A 16,998-nucleotide genomic window follows, 5' to 3' on the forward strand; every position below is an offset into this window, starting at 1 on the left:
GATGAGTTCACTGACGACGCTGCGCGACCTGATGGGTCTCGGCCACGAACCGGGCCTGCTTGCCGACGCCGCCCTGGTGATGATCGATTGCCAGAACACCTACCGTGAGGGCGTCATGCAGCTCTCCGGTGTCGAGGCCGCACTGCTCGAAGCGCGCCGTGTGCTCGACCGCGCACGCGAACTCGGCCGCCCGGTCATCCACATCCAGCACGACGCCGGTCCGGGCACGCCCTACGACGTCAATGCGGCGATCGGCCGCATCGCCGACATCGTCGCGCCGCAGGCCGGTGAAACGGTGATCATCAAGCACTACCCGAACAGCTTCGTGCAGACCCCGCTCGACGAGGAACTGAAGAAGCTGGGCGTGAAGCAGCTCGTGCTGGCCGGATTCATGACGCATATGTGCGTGAACTCGACCGCCCGCGGCGCCTTCAACCTCGGCTACGCACCCACCGTGGTCGCTGCCGCTACCGCCACGCGCGACCTGCCGCTGCCCGATGGCAGCTCGGTCTCCGCCGCCACTGTGCAAGCCGCCAGCATCGCGACGATGCGCGACCTGTTCGCCGCGATCGCGCCGAACGCCGACGCGCTGGTGCGCTGAACATCGACGGACCAGAAAGAAGAGCCGGCTGCCGCCGGCTTTTTTTTCGTCCATCGGCGCAGCACACGCCGGAATTCATCGTACGATGATCCTGTATTCAACTTGATACAGGAAGAAGCATGAAACTCGCCCGTCTGCTGCCCACCCGCCTCTTGTCCGCGCTCGCACTGAGCCTCGTCGCCAGCGCCGTCCATGCGGACACCCTTGTCGTGTTCGCTGCCGCCAGCCTGACCAATGCACTGCAGGACATCGGCAAGACCTTCCAGACGCACTCCGGCCATACCGTGAAGTTCTCCTTCGCAGCGTCCTCAGCGCTGGCGCGGCAGATCGAAGCGGGCGCCCAGGCGCAGGTCTTCCTGTCGGCCGACGAGCAGTGGATGGACTATCTCGCCGAGCGCAAGCTGCTCGCCGCGGGCACGCGCACCGACCTGCTCGGCAACAGCCTGGTGCTGGTGACACCGATCGACAGCAAGGCATCGGTCACGCTGAAACCCGGCTTCGATCTCGCAGCGCTGCTTGGCGACGGTCGCCTGGCCACCGGCGATCCCGCCCACGTGCCGGTCGGCAAGTACGCCAAGGACGCACTGACCAAGCTCGGCGCATGGCAGGCCGCGGAGCCCAGACTGGTGCGCGCGGATTCGGTGCGCGCGGCGCTGGTGCTGGTGGAACGCGGCGAGGTGCCCGCAGGCATCGTCTACGCCACGGACGCCGCGGTGTCGCCCAAGGTGCGCGTCGCCGGCGTGTTTCCCGCTGACACGCACGCGCCGATCACCTATCCTGCTGCCATCGTCGCCGGACAGGACACGCCGGCCGCGCGCGCGTTCATGCAGTGGCTGCGCGGCAACGAATCGACGGCGGTATTCACGCGGTACGGCTTCAGCATCAAATAGGCATAGATGAGCGACATCGAACTGGACGCCCTGCTGCTCAGCCTCCGTGTCGGGCTGGCCAGCACCGCGCTTTGCCTGCCCTTCGCGCTGGGCGTTGCCTGGCTGCTGTCACGCACCCGCCTGCCCGGTCGCGCCCTGCTCGACGGCATCGTGCATGCCCCACTGGTGCTGCCGCCGGTGGTGATCGGCTACCTGCTGCTGATCTCGCTGGGCACGCGCGCGCCGCTCGGCGCCTGGCTCAAGAGCACCTTCGGCATCCAGCTCATCTTCACCACCGAAGGCGTGGTGGTGGCCGCGGCGGTGATGGCCTTTCCGCTGATGGTGAGGGCGATCCGCCTGTCGCTGGATGGCGTCGACCGCGGTCTCGAACTGGCCGCGCGCACGTTGGGCGCCAGCCGTATCGACGTGCTGTGCACGATCACGCTGCCGATGATGCTGCCGGGCATCCTGTCCGGCGCGATGATGGCCTTTGCCGCCAGCCTCGGCGAGTTCGGCGCCACCATCACCTTCGCCTCCAATATCGAAGGCGAAACGCGCACGCTGCCGCTGGCCATCTACACCGCGACGCAGACACCGGACGGCGATGCCATCGCGCTGCGGCTGGTCGGCCTTTCGATGGCGCTTGCCGTCGCCGCGATCATCCTGTCGGAATGGCTGAACCGGCGCACGCAGCGCTGGCTGGGGCGACCATGATCGAACTGCGCTTCGGCACACGGCTGGGGGCGCTCGACCTCGACGTCGACGTCACGCTGCCGTCGCGCGGCGTCAGCGCCATCTTCGGCCGCAGCGGCGCCGGCAAGAGCAGTCTGATCAACGCGGTGGCGGGCATCGTGCGGCCGTCGCGCGGACGCATCGCGGTCGGCGACCGCGTGTTCTTCGACGCCGACGCCGGCATCGACCTGCCGATCGAGGCGCGCGGCGTCGGCTACGTGTTCCAGGACGCACGGCTGTTTCCGCACCTGTCGGTCGCCGGCAACCTGCGTTACGGCCTGAAGCGCGCGCGCGGTCCGCGCCCGGTGGACTGGGACAGCGTGATCGACGTGCTCGGTCTCGCCCACCTGCTTGACCGCCGACCGCATCACCTGTCCGGCGGCGAGAAGCAGCGGATAGCACTCGGCCGCGCGCTGCTGAGTCAGCCAGGGCTGCTGCTGATGGACGAACCGCTCGCTTCGCTCGACGCGCCACGCAAGGCAGAGGTACTGCCGTATATCGAACGGCTGGCGCAGGAGTTCGCGCTGCCCGTGCTGTACGTGAGCCATTCGATCGAGGAGGTGACGCGGCTGGCCGACCATCTGGTCATCGTCAGCGAAGGCCGCACTGTCGCCAGTGGCGAACTGGCCGACATCATGTCGCGCCCCGAGCACTCACCGCTGATCGGTCGCTACGAAGCGGGCTCGGTGCTCGACTGCACGGTGCTGCAGCACAACGACGACTACGCTCTGACCACGCTGCGCTTCACCGACGGCCAGTTGCGCGTGCCGCGCATCGACCTCGACCCGGGCTGCGCGGTGCGTGTGCGCATCCGCGCCCGCGACGTGGCTCTCGCGCTGTCGCGACCGATGGATGTGTCCATTGTGAACAAGCTGCCGGGACGTGTCATCGGCATCACGCCCCGCGAAGGTCCATATGCCGATGTCGCCGTCGATCTGGGCAGCAGTTCGCTGCGCGCGCTGGTCACGCGCGAATCGTGCGACCGGCTCGGCCTGCAGCCGGGCACCGCGGTATGGGTGATGGTGAAATCGGTGGCGCTGGACAGCCGCAGCGTCGGCTTCAACCGACGTCCGCGTCCTGACGCTGCGCAGGCACCGTCGGCTGCGGATTGAGCGCTTCGTCCAGTTCGCGCAGCTGCAGCACGACCGCGTCGGCCGTTCGTCGCTCGGCGGCGCGGAACACCGCGATCAGCCGCTCGCCGAACGGCGTCAATTCGGCACCACCGGCGCCCTGCGAGCGCCCTGGGTAGGTCTTCACCACCGGCTCGGCGAACATGCGGTTCATGTCGTCGATCAGCAGCCAGGCACGCCGATAGGCCATGCCCATCGCACGCGCCGCACCGGAGATCGACCGCTCGCGCGCCAGATGCTCGAGCAGTTCAATCTTGCCCGGCCCCAGCCGTTCGCCATTGTGGAAATGCAGGCGCAGCGAAGCGGTGGAGCGCAGCGTCGCGTCGCCGCGCAACTTGTCGGACGGATTCATTACAACAGTGTAATGCCCATTCCATGCGATCTTCACCTCTCGGCGGGACCGGCAGAACCAGCTCGCGAACCCTCGGGGAAAAGTATCCCGACAAAAAAGAGGGGCGCCGGCCTCGCGGCGCGGCGCCCCAACCTTGTCGATGCGTGACGACAAGGAGGGAGGACGGTTGCGCTCAGTTCATCGGCGGGCGCCAGCCAGCGCGGCAGTCCGAGCCGGCGCGTGGCCGGAGCGCCCGAACACGCCGCTTACCACCTGCCAGGCCAGCGCCAGAGCGCCGACGATGAACACGACGTCGCCGAAAGTGCGCACCCAGCGCAGCGTTTCCAGCAGCGGCTGCTGCATGAATGCCTCGCTGCGTGCGTACCACAGACCCTGACTGACGCTGGCGTGGAACTGGATCAGGCCGATCGGCAGCAGGCTGGTGGCGATCATCAGCACCAGCCCGACGTTGAGCCCCCAGAAGCCGGTCTTCATCAGACGCTCGCCAAACTCCAGCTGCGGCCGGACGTAACGCAGCACCAGCAGCGTGAAGCCCAGCGCAAGGAAGCCATACACCCCGAACAGTGCGGCGTGCGCATGCACCGGCGTCGTGTTCAGACCCTGCACGTAGTAGAGCGAGATCGGCGGGTTGATCATGAAGCCGAATACGCCGGCACCGAGCATGTTCCAGAACGCTACCGCGACGAAGCACATGAGCGGCCACTTCAGCCTGGCCATCCACGGCGCGCGGTCCTTCAGGCGCCAGTTCTCCCACGCCTCGTGGCCGAGCACGACCAGCGGCACCACTTCGAGCGCGCTGAACGAGGCGCCGACCGCCATCACCGGCGTGGTCGTGCCGGCGAAGTACAGATGGTGGAAGGTGCCGGGCACGCCGCCCAGCATGAACAGCGAAGCCGAGGCCAGGCTGGCCGCCGTCGCCATGCGGCCGGAAACGAGGCCGAGCGTCGAGAAGATGAAGGCCAGTGCAGTGGTCGCGAACACTTCGAAGAAGCCTTCGACCCACAGGTGCACGACCCACCAGCGCCAGTACTCCATCACCGACAGGTGGGTGCGCTCGCCGTAGGCGAAGCCGGCACCGTAGAACAGGCCGATCGCCACCACCGACGCGGTCAGCAGCGCCAGCAGGTTCTTGTCGCCGCCAGGCGTGCGCAGCGCCGGCACCATGCCGCGCAGCATCAGCACCAGCCACAGCGCGACGCCGACGAACTTGCCGATCTGCCATACGCGGCCGAGGTCGACGTACTCGTAGCCCTGGTGGCCGAGCCAGAAGTTCAGCTCCGGCGGCATGACCTGCGCGATCGCCAGGTAGTTGCCGACGAAGGAGCCGACGACCACCACGACCAGCGCCCAGAACAGCACGTCCACGCCCAGCTTCTGGTACTTCGGATCGCGCCCGCCGTGGATCAGCGGCGCCAGGAACAACCCGGCGGCGAGGAAGCCGGTGGCGATCCAGAACAGCGCGCTCTGGATGTGCCACGTACGCACCAGCGAATACGGGAACCACTGCGACACGTCCATTCCGTAGAAGGTCTGACCCTCGACGGTGTAGTGCGCGGTGAAGCCGCCCAGCATGACCTGGAACACGAACAGCGCCACCACCAGGAAGAGGTATTTGCCGAGCGCGCGTTGCGACGGCGTCAGCGCGACGCGCGACAGCGGGTCCTGCGCCGGCGCGGCCGGGTCGCTCTCGTCCTGTTTGCGCAGGAAGGACCAGCCCCAGATCAGGAAGCCGACGCCGGCCATCATCACCACCACGCTGACGATGGACCACACCACGTTCTCCGCGGTCGGCGCATTACCGATCAGCGGTTCGTGCGGCCAGTTGTTGGTGTAGGTGGCACTGGTGCCGGGCCGCTCGGTCGCCGCCACCCAGGCGGTCCAGAAGAAGAAGCCGGCAAGCTGCGCGCGCCGCTGCGGATCGGGCAGCGTGTTTTCCTTCATCGCGTAGCTTTCGCGCGAGCCCTGCAGCGCCGGTGCATCGCCGAACAGCTCGGCGTAGTAGTCGGCGGTGCGCTCGATCGCCTTCGCACGCAGCGTCGATACGGTGGCGATGCCGCTTGCGGCGTCGTAGGTGTTGCGCCGGTACTCGCGCTTCAGACGCGCGGCGAGCAGTGCCTGCGTGTCGGCGTCGAGTTCGGCATACGTTTTGCCGTGCGCGTCCTGCGCCGCCAGATCCAGCCAGGCCAGCAGTTCGCGGTGCAGCCAGTCCGCGGTCCAGTCCGGCGCCTGGTAGGCGCCATGGCCCCAGATCGAGCCGAGCTGCATGCCGCCGACCGACTGCCAGGCGGTCTGCCCGTCGAGAATGCCATCGTGCGTGTACAGCACGCGGCCGTCGTCGCTGACGATCTGCTGCGGTATCGGCGGCGCGCTGCGATACACCTCGACGCCGTAGTACCCGAGCAGCGAGAAGGTGACGATGAGCACGCCGATCAGCATGAACCACAGCTTGCGATAGTTACCCATGAGCGGTCTCCGCCTCGGCCGGTGCCGGATTCAGCCCTTCGAACAGGATGTTGTTCTCCAGGTGGATGTGTTCCATCAGGTCTTCGCGCAGCGCGGCCAGGCCGACGTAGAGCGCGCGCCAGGTATTGCAGGCGCCACGCGGCAGCGTGATGTCATCGGTCAGCGCTTCCAGCCGCTGCAGCGCTTCGCCGTGCTGGTCGTGCTCGTTGCGCATCACCGTGACCGGCCCCTGCAGCGCCGCCGCGTGTCCGCGGGCGAGCATCGGGAACAGCACCTGTTCTTCCTTCTGCATATGGCTTTCCAGTTCCTGCTGCATCGTTGCCAGATGATCGGCGAGGCCGTTCGGGCAATCCGGGCGATCGCCGTGAACCTGCTCTACCCGGCGCGCGAGGCGGATCAGTTCCGGCAGCTGTTCGCGATGACGGTCATGGAAGCGGAACAGGATGTGTTCGATCAGCGTTGCCGCCGGTACCGTGCGCCAGTCGCGTTCCTCGCGCGTGGCCAGCGAAGCAAGGGTGCGCAGGCGATCGACGATGGGCTGCACGTCGATGCCGCGCTCGGCGGCCGCTTCCTGCAAGCTGTGCTTGCCGCCGCAGCAGAAATCGAGCTTGTGTTCGTGGAACACCTGGGTGGCACCGGGAATGCTGCGCGCGAGAGCGCCGAGGGACTGTTCGATCAGGTTCATGGCAAGAGCCTCGTGTGGAAGAAGACACTCCCACTTCGCAAGCTCCGGGCCATGTATTTCAGTCGAATTAAATCAACAGGCTACGAAAATTGAGGTACTTTTGACCCTCGCACAAAAAGGTATTAATCACCTTTAAAGGGTAATTAGAACCATGATGGAATCCCTGCTGCTTGCCGACCTGGTGTCGGAACTGCCGCCCGCGGTGCGGCTGCAGCGACTGGTGTCCAGCCTGCGCGCCCACTTCGACTGCGGCGCTGTCGCGCTGCTGAAACTGGAAGAGGACGGGCTGCGCCCGCTCGCGGTCGACGGTCTGGTGCGCGAAACACTGGGCCGGCGCTTCGTCGTCGGTCAGCACCCGCGACTGGCCACCATCCTGTCGCGCCGCGACATCACCAGCTTCGATCACGACAGCACGCTGCCCGACCCGTACGACGGTCTGCTCGACACCCGCGTCGGCGAGCCACTGCCGGTACACGACTGCATGGGCACCAGCCTGCACGTCGAGGGCCAGACCTGGGGCGCGCTGACGCTGGACGCGCTGCAGACAGGCACCTTCACCGAGGCGGCGCGCGACGATCTGCGTCGCTTCACCTTGCTGGTCGAGGCGGCGGTGCGCGTGACCCGGCTGGAACAGGACCTGCACGCGCTGCGCCTGTCGCGTGGCGGCGAGCCGGCAGACGCGCGCGCCACCGCGGACGAGACTGAAATCATCGGCCACAACGACGTGATCCAGCGTCTGCTGCACGAACTGAAGGTGGTGGCCGAGTCCGAGCTGCCGGTGCTGCTGCTCGGCGAAACCGGCGTCGGCAAGGAACTGTTCGCTCGCCACCTGCACCGTCACTCGCGCCGCGCCGCGCAGCCGCTGGTGCACGTGAACTGCGCCGCGCTGCCGGAATCGCTGGCCGAAAGCGAGCTGTTCGGCCACGTGAAGGGTGCCTTCTCCGGCGCCACCACCGACCGGCCGGGCCGCTTCGAAGCCGCCGACGGCGGCACGCTCTTCCTCGACGAGGTCGGCGAACTGCCGCTGACCGTTCAGGCCAAGCTGCTGCGCGCGCTGCAGAACGGCGAAATCCAGCGCCTGGGCGCCGACCAGCCGCGGCGGGTCGACGTGCGCGTGATCGCGGCGACCAACCGCACGCTGCGCGACAGCGTGCGCGAGGGCGCCTTCCGCGCCGACCTCTATCACCGGCTTTCGGTGTACCCGGTACCGATACCGCCGCTGCGCGAACGCGGCAGCGACGTGCTGCTGCTGGCCGGTCGCTTCCTCGAACTGAACCGCGCCCGGCTCGGCCTGCGCAGCCTGCGCCTGTCGCCCGAGGCGGAAGACGCGCTCTGTCGCTATCCGTGGCCGGGCAATGTGCGCGAACTGGAACACGTGATCAGCCGCGCGGCGCTGAAGGTGGTGAGCCGTGGCGCTGCGCGCACCGACATCGTGTCGCTGCCGGCCGAACTGCTCGACCTGGACAGCCCGGCGTTGCCCGGCGTCATGCCCCCCCGGCCCACCGATGAAGCGATACCTGTCACCCTGATGCCGCTGCGCGACGCCGTCGACGCGACGCAACGGCGGCTGGTGCGGGCGGCGCTCGACGCCTGCGGTGGTAACTGGGCCGACGCCGCCCGGCGGCTGGACGTCGACCCGAGCAATCTGCACAAGCTCGCTCGCCGGCTCGGCCTCAAATAGCGATGACGGACTTTCCACTGATGCACAGTGCCGGTGCGCGCACACGCCGGCCGCCCCAAGCACGGAAGGACGCTGAAACAAAACAGACTGAAAATCATGCACTTGGCTTGCGCACACTAATTGCTTGAAACCACCAACCCCTTTCCAGCATGCAACCGGAGTCCTCCGTGTCCATCCACGTCGCGCTGAACCACGTCACCCACTACCGCTACGACCGTCCGGTCATGCTCAGCCCGCAGGTGGTCAGACTGCGTCCGGCGCCGCACGCGCGCACACCCATCCTGTCCTACTCGCTGAAGGCGACGCCGGGCGAGCACTTCATCAACTGGCAGCAGGATCCGCAGTCCAACTATCTCGCCCGCATCGTGTTCCCGGAGCGCACGCGCGAACTGCGCATCGAGATCGACCTGGTGGCCGAAATGTCGGTCATCAACCCCTTCGATTTCTTCCTCGAACCGGAAGCGGAAAAGATTCCATTCGGCTACAGCGAAGAGCAGACGCACGAACTGACGCCCTATCTGGTGAAACTGCCGCTCGGCCGCGACAACGCGCCCAAGTTCTCGCGCTGGGTCGATAACGCGCGGGCGCTGTGCAACGGCGGGCGTGCCAGCGTGGACTTCCTGGTCGCGCTGAACCAGCAGATGCAGAACGACATCCGCTACCTCATCCGCATGGAGCCTGGCGTGCAGACGCCGGAGGAAACGCTGCAGAAGGCCAGCGGCTCCTGCCGCGACTCGGCCTGGGCGCTGGTGCAGGTGCTGCGCCACATCGGCCTGGCTGCGCGCTTCGTGTCCGGCTACCTGATACAGCTGACGCCGGACGTGAAATCGCTGGACGGCCCGAGCGGCCCCGAGAAGGATTTCACCGATCTGCACGCCTGGTGCGAGGTGTATCTGCCGGGCGCCGGCTGGATCGGACTGGACCCGACTTCCGGCCTGTTCGCCGGCGAAGGCCACATTCCGCTCGCCTGTTCGCCCGAACCGTCGTCGGCCGCGCCGGTCAGCGGCTTCAGCGAGAAGTGCGAGTCGGAGTTCGAACACCACATGAAGGTCGAGCGCGTGTGGGAAGCACCGCGCGTGACCAAGCCCTACAGCGACGCGCAGTGGTCGCGGATCGAAACGCTGGGCCACCGCATCGACGCCGATCTCAAGCTGCACGACGTGCGACTGACCATGGGCGGCGAGCCCACCTTCGTGTCGGTGGATGACCGCGACGGCGCCGAATGGAACACCACCGCCGACTCGCCGCCGGAAAAGCCGACAAAACGCCTGCTTGGCGCCGAACTGCTGGCCAAGCTGAAGGCGCGCTACGCGCCGGGCGGTCTGCTGCACTACGGTCAGGGCAAGTGGTATCCGGGCGAACAGCTGCCGCGCTGGTCGCTCAGCTGCTTCTGGCGCCGCGACGGCGAACCGATCTGGACGGATTCCGGCCTGTTCGCCGACGAATCCGTCGATTACGCACTGACCGAAGGCGACGCGGCGCGCTTCCTCAACGTACTGGCGGCCCGCCTCGGCATCGACGGCAAGCACGCCTTCCCGGCCTACGAGGATGTCTGGTACTACCTGTGGCGCGAGCGCAAGCTGCCAGTGAACGTCGATCCCTTCGACGCCCGGCTGGACGATCCGCTCGAACGCGAGCGCATGCGCCGTGTGTTCGACCAGGGCCTGGACAGCGTGGTCGGCCACGTGCTGCCGCTGGCACGTACGCCGGCCGGCGACGCCTGGCAGAGCGGTCCGTGGTTCCTGCGCACCGAGCGCTGCTATCTGGTTCCGGGCGATTCGCCGCTCGGCTATCGGCTGCCGCTGGACTCCCAACCGTGGGTCGCCGCCACCGACTACCCCTGGGTGCATGCCGCCGACCCGATGGCACCGCAGACCGCACTGCCGCAATGGCGCGACATCGCCTGGCGCATGCAGACGCCGCTCGCCGGCCTGACCGGCGACCGCGCGCAACGTCTGGGCTATGCCCTGCCGGACAGCGGCAGCCCGGTGGCGCCCTCCACCGACCGCCGCCCCGACGCCTTCGAGTCCGCCGCCTGGATCACCCGCACCGCACTGTGTGCGCAGGTGCGGCACGGCGTCATGTACCTGTTCATGCCGCCGCTGACGGCACTGGAGGACTACCTCGAGCTGGTGACCGCGATCGAGGCGACCGCTGCCGACTGCGGCCAGCCGGTCGTGCTTGAAGGTTACGAGCCGCCGCGCGACGCCCGCCTCGAAGTGCTGCGCATCACACCCGACCCCGGCGTGCTGGAGGTGAACATCCAGCCCTACCACTCATGGGACGACATGGTGGCCGGCACCACCTTCCTGTACGAGGCGGCGCACGAAACCCGGCTCGGCACTGAGAAGTTCATGATCGACGGTCGCCACAGCGGCACCGGCGGCGGCAACCACTTCGTGCTCGGCGGCGCGACCGTGTCCGACTCGCCCTTCCTGCGCCGGCCCGACCTGCTGCGCAGCCTGATCAGCTACTGGCACAACCATCCGTCGCTGTCCTACCTGTTCTCCGGCCTGTTCATCGGCCCGACCAGCCAGGCGCCGCGCATCGACGAGGCACGCAACGACGCCGTATACGAGATCGAGATCGCCTTCGCCGAAATCGAGCGCCGCACGCGCGACATGGGCTATACGCCGCCGTGGCTGATCGACCGCATCCTGCGCAATCTGCTGGTCGATTCGACCGGCAACACGCACCGCACCGAGTTCTGCATCGACAAGCTGTTCTCGCCCGACGGCCCGACCGGCCGCCTCGGCCTGCTGGAGATGCGCGCCTTCGAAATGCCGCCGCACGCGCGCATGAGCCTGACCCAGCAGCTGCTGCTGCGCGCGCTGATCGCCCGCTTCTGGCAGCAGCCCTACCAGCCGGCGCGCCTGAAGCGCTGGGGCACCGAACTGCACGACCGCTACATGCTGCCGCACTTCGTCTGGGACGATCTGCGCGACGTGGTCGACGAGCTGCGCAGCTTCGGCTACACGATGGAGCTGGACTGGTTCGCCCCGCACTTCGAGTTCCGTTTCCCGAAGATGGGTGCATTCGCCGCGCGCAACGTGCAGGTCGAACTGCGCAGCGCGCTCGAACCGTGGCACGTGATGGGAGAAGAGGGTGCGCCGGGCGGCACCGTGCGCTATGTCGACTCCTCGGTCGAACGGTTGCAGGTCAAGGTGCAGGGACTGGTGGATGACCGCCACGTGCTGGCGGTCAATGGCCGGCGCATTCCGCTGCAGCCCACCGGTCGCGTCGGCGAATTCGTCGCCGGCGTGCGCTACCGCGCCTGGCAACCGGCCGCCTGTCTGCACCCGACCATCGCGCCGCACAGTCCGCTGGTGTTCGATCTGGTCGACGACTGGATGAAGCGCTCGATGGGCGGCTGCCAGTACCACGTGGCCCACCCGGGCGGCCGCAATTTCGAAACCTTCCCGGTCAATTCGTATGAAGCGGAAGGCCGCCGGCTGGCGCGCTTCTTCGCAATGGGCCACACGCCGGGCCAGGTGTCGGCCCCGCCCGAGGAGCGCAATCCGAACTTCCCGTTTACGCTCGATCTCAGGCGTTGAAGGGAAGCGTCCGCGTCGCGACACCGTGACTTTTCACGGGACGGTTCTCCCCCGCATGGCATGGGTCCCGGGGGAGCAAGCGTGCTCGCGATCGCGGCGTGGATCCCCGCGCCCTGCCCCCATCTCGCGCTGCGCGCCACCCTTTCCCGCTGATGTGGGAGAAGGAAAGCCTCGCGAGCATCCCGCCCGAACCACCTGAAGGACTGACTTGCCGCCTGCGTCGCGCGCCGGCCTGCGGCACAATGCGGCTTTCGCATCACGCCCTGCCCGTCTTGATCCACTGGACCCGTCAGATGCTGTGGCGGCTGCTCGCCGCAGTGTCGGTACTGTTGGGCGTCATCGGCGCCTTCCTGCCCGTACTGCCGACCGTGCCCTTCCTGCTGCTCGCGGCCTGGGCCGCCGGCCGTGGCTGGCCGGCGCTGGAGGCGAAGCTGCTCGCCCATCCGAAGTACGGACCGCACATCACCCACTGGCGCGAGCACGGCGCGGTGCCGCGCCGCGCCAAGTGGCTGGCCAGCGTGATGATGCTGTTCAGCGCCACCACGCTGTGGTTCAGCCCGGTGCCGCCCTGGGTGCGCGGCAGTGTGTGGCTCATTCTCGTCGTCGTCGCCAGCTGGCTGTGGACGCGGCCCGAGCCGGCCGGCGACGAGTGACCTGAAACGGCGTCAGGCGAGTGCCGGGTAGTCGATATAGCCCTCGGCGCCGCCGCCGTACATCAGCTCGGCACGCAGCGGATTCAGCGGCGCGTTTTCGCGCAGCCGGCGCACCAGATCCGGATTCGCGATGAAGGGCTTGCCGAAGGCGATCGCGTCGGCCGCACCAGCTGCCACCTTGGCCTCCGCGCTCGCGCGATCGAAGCCGTTGTTCACGATCCAGCCGCCACCGAAAGCCTTCTTCAGCGCGTCGTAGTCGAAGGGCTGCGCCAGATCCGCCGGTTCGCGCGGGCCGCCGGTCTCACCCTCGATCATGTGCACGAAAGCGAGCCCGAGCGGCGCCAGCACTTCAACAAGGCGGCCGTACAGCGCCTGCGGATTGCTGTCGCGCGCCGTGTCGCTGAAGGTGGTGATCGGCGACAGACGGATGCCGGTGCGCGCGGCACCTATTTCCGCCGCCACCGCCTGCATCACTTCGACGACCAGACGGATGCGGTTGTCGATGGAACCACCATAGGGGCCGCTGCGGTCATTCACGCTGTCTCGCATGAACTGGTCCAGCAGGTAGTTGTTGGCGGCGTGCACCTCGACGCCGTCGAAACCGGCGTCGATCGCGTTGCGCGCGGCGCGGCGGTAATCGTCAACGATGCCCGGCAGTTCGTCGTCGCGCAGCGCTCGGGGTTCGGACACCGGCACGAAGCCTTCCTTCGTATAGGTCTGCGCGTTAGGCCGACGCGCGGTCGAGGATACCGGCGCCGCGCCGCCCGGCAGCAGCGAGGTATGCGAAATGCGTCCGACGTGCCACAGCTGCAGCACGATGCGACCGCCGGCGGCATGCACCGCGTCAGTCACCTTGCGCCAGCCGGCGACCTGCTCGGCCGAGTGGATGCCCGGGGTGTCGAGATAGCCCTGCGCCATCGGCGAAATCTGCGTCGCCTCGGCAATGATGAGGCCGGCGCTCGCGCGCTGGCGGTAGTACTCGACCGTCAGCGGCCCCGGCACGTTACCGGCCTGGGCGCGGTTGCGCGTCAGCGGTGCCATGACGATGCGGTTGGCGAGGGCGATGTCGCCCAGTCGGGTCGGTTCGAACAGCGTTGTCATTCGGTTCTCCGTCTATGGATGGTGTTGGGGTCGCCGCCCACGCAGCGCCCCGGAAGGAAACAGGTTCAGAAACCCTGCAGCACGATCTTTCCGCGCGCACGGCCGCTTTCCAGCAGTGCGTGCGCGCGGCGCAGATTGGCGGCATTGATGACGCCGAAATGCTCGCCCAGCGTGCTGCGCAGCCGGCCGGCATCGATCATGTCGGCCACTTCGTCGAGCAGACGGCCCTGCTCGGCCATGTCGTCGGTCTGGTAGAGCGAACGGGTGAACATCAGTTCCCAGTGCAGCGACAGGCTCTTGCGCTTCAGCGCAAGCACGTCGAGCGGATGCGCCGGGTCGTCGATCAGGCCCAGACGGCCCTGCGGCGCCAGCGCCTCGACGATCTGCGGGTAGTGGTGATCGGTGTGGGTCAGGCTGGCCGCGTGCGTGACCGAAGCGATGCCGGCGTCGCGCAGCGCTTCGGCGAGCGGACGGCGGTGATCGATCACGTGGTGCGCACCGAGCTGCGTCACCCAGTCGGCGGTCTCGCTGCGCGACGCCGTGGCGATCACCGTCGTGCGGGTCAGCGCCCGGGCGAGCTGGATCATGATCGAGCCGACACCACCGGCAGCGCCGACGATGAGCAACCGGCCTTCGGCGTCACGCAGTTGCAGCCGGTCGAACAGCAGTTCCCACGCGGTGATCGCGGTCAGCGGCAGTGCGGCCGCCTCGGCAAAACTGAGCGAGGACGGCATGCGGCCGACCAGGCGTTCATCCACCGCCTGGAACTGGGCGTTGCTGCCCTGTCGGGTCAGGTCACCGGCGTACCAGACGCGGTCCCCCGGGCGGAAGCGCGTCACCTGCTCGCCCACCGCCTCGACCACACCGGCGGCGTCCCAGCCCGGCACCCGCCAGCCACCGTCGGCCGGCGGCGCATGGAAACGGCGCACCTTCGTGTCGACCGGATTGACCGCCACCGCCTCGATGCGCACGAGCAGATCGCGGCCGCGGGCGTCGGGCCGGGCGAGCTCGACATCCATCAGGCAGTCCTCACGCTCGACCGGCAGATTTTCTCTGAATGCAACGGCTTTCATGCTGCAACTCCTGTCCAGTTTGTCGAGGCATGCTACAGACTGGCAGATCGATTGATAATCCAGCCCGCACTCAATACATATTCAAACGATTCTTGAAAATCGAGCCGCCATGAATCCGCGTGATCTGACGCTTTCCCAGCTCGAACTGTTCGTACGCATCGCCGACGCCGGCTCGCTCAGCGCCGCCGCACGGCAGTTGCAGCTGACACCGGCCGCTGCCAGCGCAGCGCTGAAGCGGCTCGAATCGGCCTTCGGCGCACGGCTGGTCGAGCGCTCGACCCGATCGATGCGGCTGACCGCCGAGGGCGAAATGCTGCGCGACCACGCCCGGCGCGCACTGGGCGACATCGACGACGCGCGCGCACTGCTCGGCGCAGGCCGCGAAACGCTGTCCGGCGACATCCATCTCGCCGCACCGTCGGACCTCGGCCGCGGCGCGCTGTCGGCCATGCTGGACAGCTTCATCGAACAGCACCCGGGCGTGCGGCTGGCACTCTATGTGTCGGACACGCTGCAGGATCTGGTACGCGAGCGGGTCGATCTGGCGGTGCGTTACGGCGAACTGCCGGACTCGTCACTGGTGGCTCGCCGGCTGCATGTGACGCGACGAGTGGTGGTGGCCTCACCCGATTACATCGCTCGGCACGGCGCGCCGCAGCAACCCTCCGATCTGGCGCGGCACAACTGCATCGCGCTCTATCGCAGCGGACGCCCGCATCTGGCCTGGCGCTTCGAGCGCGGTGGCGTCGATACGACCGTGCGCGTGCAGGGCAATCGGCTCGCCTACGACGGTGCGCTGGTGCGCCAGTGGGTGCTGCAGGGTCTGGGCATCGCCACCAAGGCACGGCTGGACGTGGTGGACGACCTGCACGCCGGTCGGCTGGTCGAACTGCTGACCGACTGGCGCGGCGAGGACTTCCCGCTGCACGCAATGCTGCCCACTGGCCGGCACATGCCGTTGCGGGTCAGACGCCTGCTCGACCATCTCGGCGAACAGTTCGCTCAGATCGAGCCCGACGCGCTTTTCCGCGGCTGAGCGATGCGTATCGGCCCGCGCCACTCCGTGTCCGCGTCGCGCACTTCACCCCGCTGCGTGACCAGGACGCGACCTTCACCCGCCAGCCGGCGTGCGACGTCGCGCACCTTCGGCATCAACGGGCGCCAGTCGTCGGGCGACAGTGCGCGCGCGACTTCGGACGGACAGATCGAGTACCCGGGCGCACGCCGGGCAACCAGTGCGAGCAGCGCTTCCGCGACGCGCTCGTCGCTCAGCGCGTCATCGGCCGCGCCGGGTCGCTGCACCACTCGCTCCACGAGCCGGGGTAGAGCTGCGCACCGGAAAGCCCGGCCACTTCGAGTGCCAGCAGGTTGTGGCAGGCGGTGACGCCGCTGCCGCACTGCATCACCAGCGACGCCGGGTCGCGCCCGCCGATCACCTCCCGCCACTCGGCGCGCAGCACGTCCGCCGGCTTGAAGCGACCGTCATCGCCGATATTGAGCTTGAAGAAGCGATTGACCGCGCCCGGAATATGGCCGCCGACCGGGTCCAGCGTCTCGTTCTCGCCGCGGAAGCGGTCGGGCGCGCGGGCGTCGACCAGCAGGCGCCCGCCGCCCTCGAGACTGGCGAGCACCGCATCGGCGTCCAGCGTCGGTTCGACGACACCGAGCGGGTAGTCGGTGGGCGGCAGATTGCGCACCGTCGCGTCGAGCACGCCGCCACCGGCCTTCCACGCACTCAGACCGCCATCGAGCACCGCAGCATCGCGGTGACCGACCCAGCGCAGCATCCACCACAGCCGGGCGGCGAACATGCCGCCGGCGTCGTCATAAGCCACTACGCGGTGTGCCGGCGAAATGCCGCGGGCACCGAGCAGCGCGACGAAGTCCTGCGGTGACGGCAGCGGATGACGACCGTTGCGGCCGGTCTTCTTCGCCGACAGGTCGCGATCCAGATGCATGAACAACGCGCCCGGAATGTGTGCCTCGCGCCAGGCCGCCTCGCCGGCCTCCGGCTGTGCCAGATCGTGGCGGCAATCGACGATGACCAGTCGGGCGTCACCCGCCACGGCGGCCAGCTCGGCCGCGGAAATGAGCACACTCATCG

The 16,998-nt window shown here is 68.0% G+C and carries 15 protein-coding genes; 8 read left to right on the plus strand and 7 right to left on the minus strand.

Annotated features, from left to right (window positions below; genetic code table 11):
- The first annotated feature begins 1 nt into the window (after position 1).
- The 4 genes from WJU27_RS11030 (at position 2) to modC (ending at position 3,314) form a co-directional block, all read left to right on the plus strand.
- Complete coding sequence (locus tag WJU27_RS11030; protein ID WP_341422143.1) at positions 2-601, plus strand: cysteine hydrolase family protein; 600 nt, start codon at positions 2-4, stop codon at positions 599-601.
- Positions 602-720: 119 nt separating this feature from the next.
- Positions 721-1,491 (plus strand): molybdate ABC transporter substrate-binding protein, encoded by a 771-nt coding sequence (modA, locus tag WJU27_RS11035; protein WP_341422144.1) that lies wholly within the window; start codon positions 721-723, stop codon positions 1,489-1,491.
- Positions 1,492-1,497: 6 nt separating this feature from the next.
- Positions 1,498-2,184: a molybdate ABC transporter permease subunit gene (modB, locus tag WJU27_RS11040; protein ID WP_304004088.1), complete on the plus strand. Its 687-nt coding sequence runs from the start codon at positions 1,498-1,500 to the stop codon at positions 2,182-2,184.
- On the plus strand, positions 2,142-3,314 hold the full coding sequence (gene modC / locus WJU27_RS11045; RefSeq protein ID WP_232415967.1) for a molybdenum ABC transporter ATP-binding protein: 1,173 nt from the start codon (positions 2,142-2,144) through the stop codon (positions 3,312-3,314). The genes modB and modC overlap by 43 nt, the downstream gene beginning before the upstream one ends.
- On the opposite strand, the gene WJU27_RS11050 is transcribed toward modC, so the two are convergent.
- From WJU27_RS11050 to ytfE, 3 genes are all read right to left on the minus strand, one after another.
- Positions 3,262-3,684, minus strand: a complete 423-nt coding sequence (locus WJU27_RS11050; RefSeq protein WP_341422145.1) for a winged helix-turn-helix domain-containing protein — start codon at positions 3,682-3,684, stop codon at positions 3,262-3,264. The genes modC and WJU27_RS11050 overlap by 53 nt on opposite strands.
- A 177-nt stretch (positions 3,685-3,861) precedes the next feature.
- The gene (locus WJU27_RS11055) at positions 3,862-6,147 is read right to left on the minus strand and encodes a nitric-oxide reductase large subunit (protein WP_341422146.1); all 2,286 of its coding nucleotides are present in this window, start codon (positions 6,145-6,147) and stop codon (positions 3,862-3,864) included.
- Positions 6,140-6,832 carry an iron-sulfur cluster repair protein YtfE gene (gene ytfE, locus WJU27_RS11060; RefSeq protein WP_341422147.1) on the minus strand — a complete coding sequence of 231 codons (693 nt, stop codon included), beginning with the start codon at positions 6,830-6,832 and terminating at the stop codon, positions 6,140-6,142. Before ytfE ends, WJU27_RS11055 begins: the two co-directional genes overlap by 8 nt.
- A gap of 154 nt (positions 6,833-6,986) precedes the next feature.
- On the opposite strand from ytfE, the gene norR reads away from it, so the two are divergent.
- The 3 genes from norR (at position 6,987) to WJU27_RS11075 (ending at position 12,720) form a co-directional block, all read left to right on the plus strand.
- Positions 6,987-8,513: a nitric oxide reductase transcriptional regulator NorR gene (gene norR / locus WJU27_RS11065; RefSeq protein ID WP_341422439.1), complete on the plus strand. Its 1,527-nt coding sequence runs from the start codon at positions 6,987-6,989 to the stop codon at positions 8,511-8,513.
- Positions 8,514-8,680: 167 nt separating this feature from the next.
- Positions 8,681-12,067, plus strand: coding sequence for a transglutaminase family protein (locus tag WJU27_RS11070; RefSeq protein WP_341422148.1), 3,387 nt, complete (start codon positions 8,681-8,683; stop codon positions 12,065-12,067).
- Positions 12,068-12,360: 293 nt separating this feature from the next.
- On the plus strand, positions 12,361-12,720 hold the full coding sequence (locus WJU27_RS11075; RefSeq protein WP_020163636.1) for a YbaN family protein: 360 nt from the start codon (positions 12,361-12,363) through the stop codon (positions 12,718-12,720).
- A 12-nt stretch (positions 12,721-12,732) separates the two neighbouring features.
- On the opposite strand, the gene WJU27_RS11080 is transcribed toward WJU27_RS11075, so the two are convergent.
- Together WJU27_RS11080 and WJU27_RS11085 are read right to left on the minus strand one after the other, a co-directional pair.
- The gene (locus WJU27_RS11080) at positions 12,733-13,821 is read right to left on the minus strand and encodes an alkene reductase (RefSeq protein ID WP_341422149.1); all 1,089 of its coding nucleotides are present in this window, start codon (positions 13,819-13,821) and stop codon (positions 12,733-12,735) included.
- A gap of 65 nt (positions 13,822-13,886) precedes the next feature.
- Positions 13,887-14,894, minus strand: coding sequence for a zinc-binding alcohol dehydrogenase family protein (locus WJU27_RS11085; RefSeq protein ID WP_341422150.1), 1,008 nt, complete (start codon positions 14,892-14,894; stop codon positions 13,887-13,889).
- Positions 14,895-15,003: 109 nt separating this feature from the next.
- Between WJU27_RS11085 and WJU27_RS11090 the strand changes: the two genes are divergently transcribed.
- Positions 15,004-15,930, plus strand: coding sequence for a LysR family transcriptional regulator (locus WJU27_RS11090; RefSeq protein WP_341422151.1), 927 nt, complete (start codon positions 15,004-15,006; stop codon positions 15,928-15,930).
- Here WJU27_RS11090 and WJU27_RS11095 read toward each other — a convergent pair.
- Both WJU27_RS11095 and WJU27_RS11100 read right to left on the minus strand, forming a co-directional pair.
- Positions 15,897-16,196, minus strand: a complete 300-nt coding sequence (locus WJU27_RS11095; RefSeq protein WP_304010989.1) for a DUF3253 domain-containing protein — start codon at positions 16,194-16,196, stop codon at positions 15,897-15,899. The two genes, WJU27_RS11090 and WJU27_RS11095, sit on opposite strands and share 34 nt — an antisense overlap.
- Complete coding sequence (locus tag WJU27_RS11100; protein WP_341422152.1) at positions 16,163-16,996, minus strand: sulfurtransferase; 834 nt, start codon at positions 16,994-16,996, stop codon at positions 16,163-16,165. Before WJU27_RS11100 ends, WJU27_RS11095 begins: the two co-directional genes overlap by 34 nt.
- Positions 16,997-16,998 lie beyond the last annotated feature (2 nt).

This window comes from Methyloversatilis sp. NSM2 (genome assembly GCF_038066675.1).
GTDB classification, from domain to species: domain Bacteria; phylum Pseudomonadota; class Gammaproteobacteria; order Burkholderiales; family Rhodocyclaceae; genus Methyloversatilis; species Methyloversatilis discipulorum_A.

Coding starts and splice junctions, on each gene's coding strand:
- ytfE (WP_341422147.1), bottom strand. CDS start 6,832: ATGAACCTGATCGAACAGTCCCTCGGCGCTCTCGCGCGCAGCATTCCC.
- WJU27_RS11100 (WP_341422152.1), bottom strand. CDS start 16,996: ATGAGTGTGCTCATTTCCGCGGCCGAGCTGGCCGCCGTGGCGGGTGAC.
- WJU27_RS11080 (WP_341422149.1), bottom strand. CDS start 13,821: ATGACAACGCTGTTCGAACCGACCCGACTGGGCGACATCGCCCTCGCC.
- norR (WP_341422439.1), top strand. CDS start 6,987: ATGGAATCCCTGCTGCTTGCCGACCTGGTGTCGGAACTGCCGCCCGCG.
- WJU27_RS11085 (WP_341422150.1), bottom strand. CDS start 14,894: ATGAAAGCCGTTGCATTCAGAGAAAATCTGCCGGTCGAGCGTGAGGAC.
- modB (WP_304004088.1), top strand. CDS start 1,498: ATGAGCGACATCGAACTGGACGCCCTGCTGCTCAGCCTCCGTGTCGGG.
- WJU27_RS11030 (WP_341422143.1), top strand. CDS start 2: ATGAGTTCACTGACGACGCTGCGCGACCTGATGGGTCTCGGCCACGAA.
- WJU27_RS11090 (WP_341422151.1), top strand. CDS start 15,004: ATGAATCCGCGTGATCTGACGCTTTCCCAGCTCGAACTGTTCGTACGC.
- WJU27_RS11075 (WP_020163636.1), top strand. CDS start 12,361: ATGCTGTGGCGGCTGCTCGCCGCAGTGTCGGTACTGTTGGGCGTCATC.
- modC (WP_232415967.1), top strand. CDS start 2,142: ATGGCTGAACCGGCGCACGCAGCGCTGGCTGGGGCGACCATGATCGAA.
- WJU27_RS11050 (WP_341422145.1), bottom strand. CDS start 3,684: ATGAATCCGTCCGACAAGTTGCGCGGCGACGCGACGCTGCGCTCCACC.
- modA (WP_341422144.1), top strand. CDS start 721: ATGAAACTCGCCCGTCTGCTGCCCACCCGCCTCTTGTCCGCGCTCGCA.
- WJU27_RS11055 (WP_341422146.1), bottom strand. CDS start 6,147: ATGGGTAACTATCGCAAGCTGTGGTTCATGCTGATCGGCGTGCTCATC.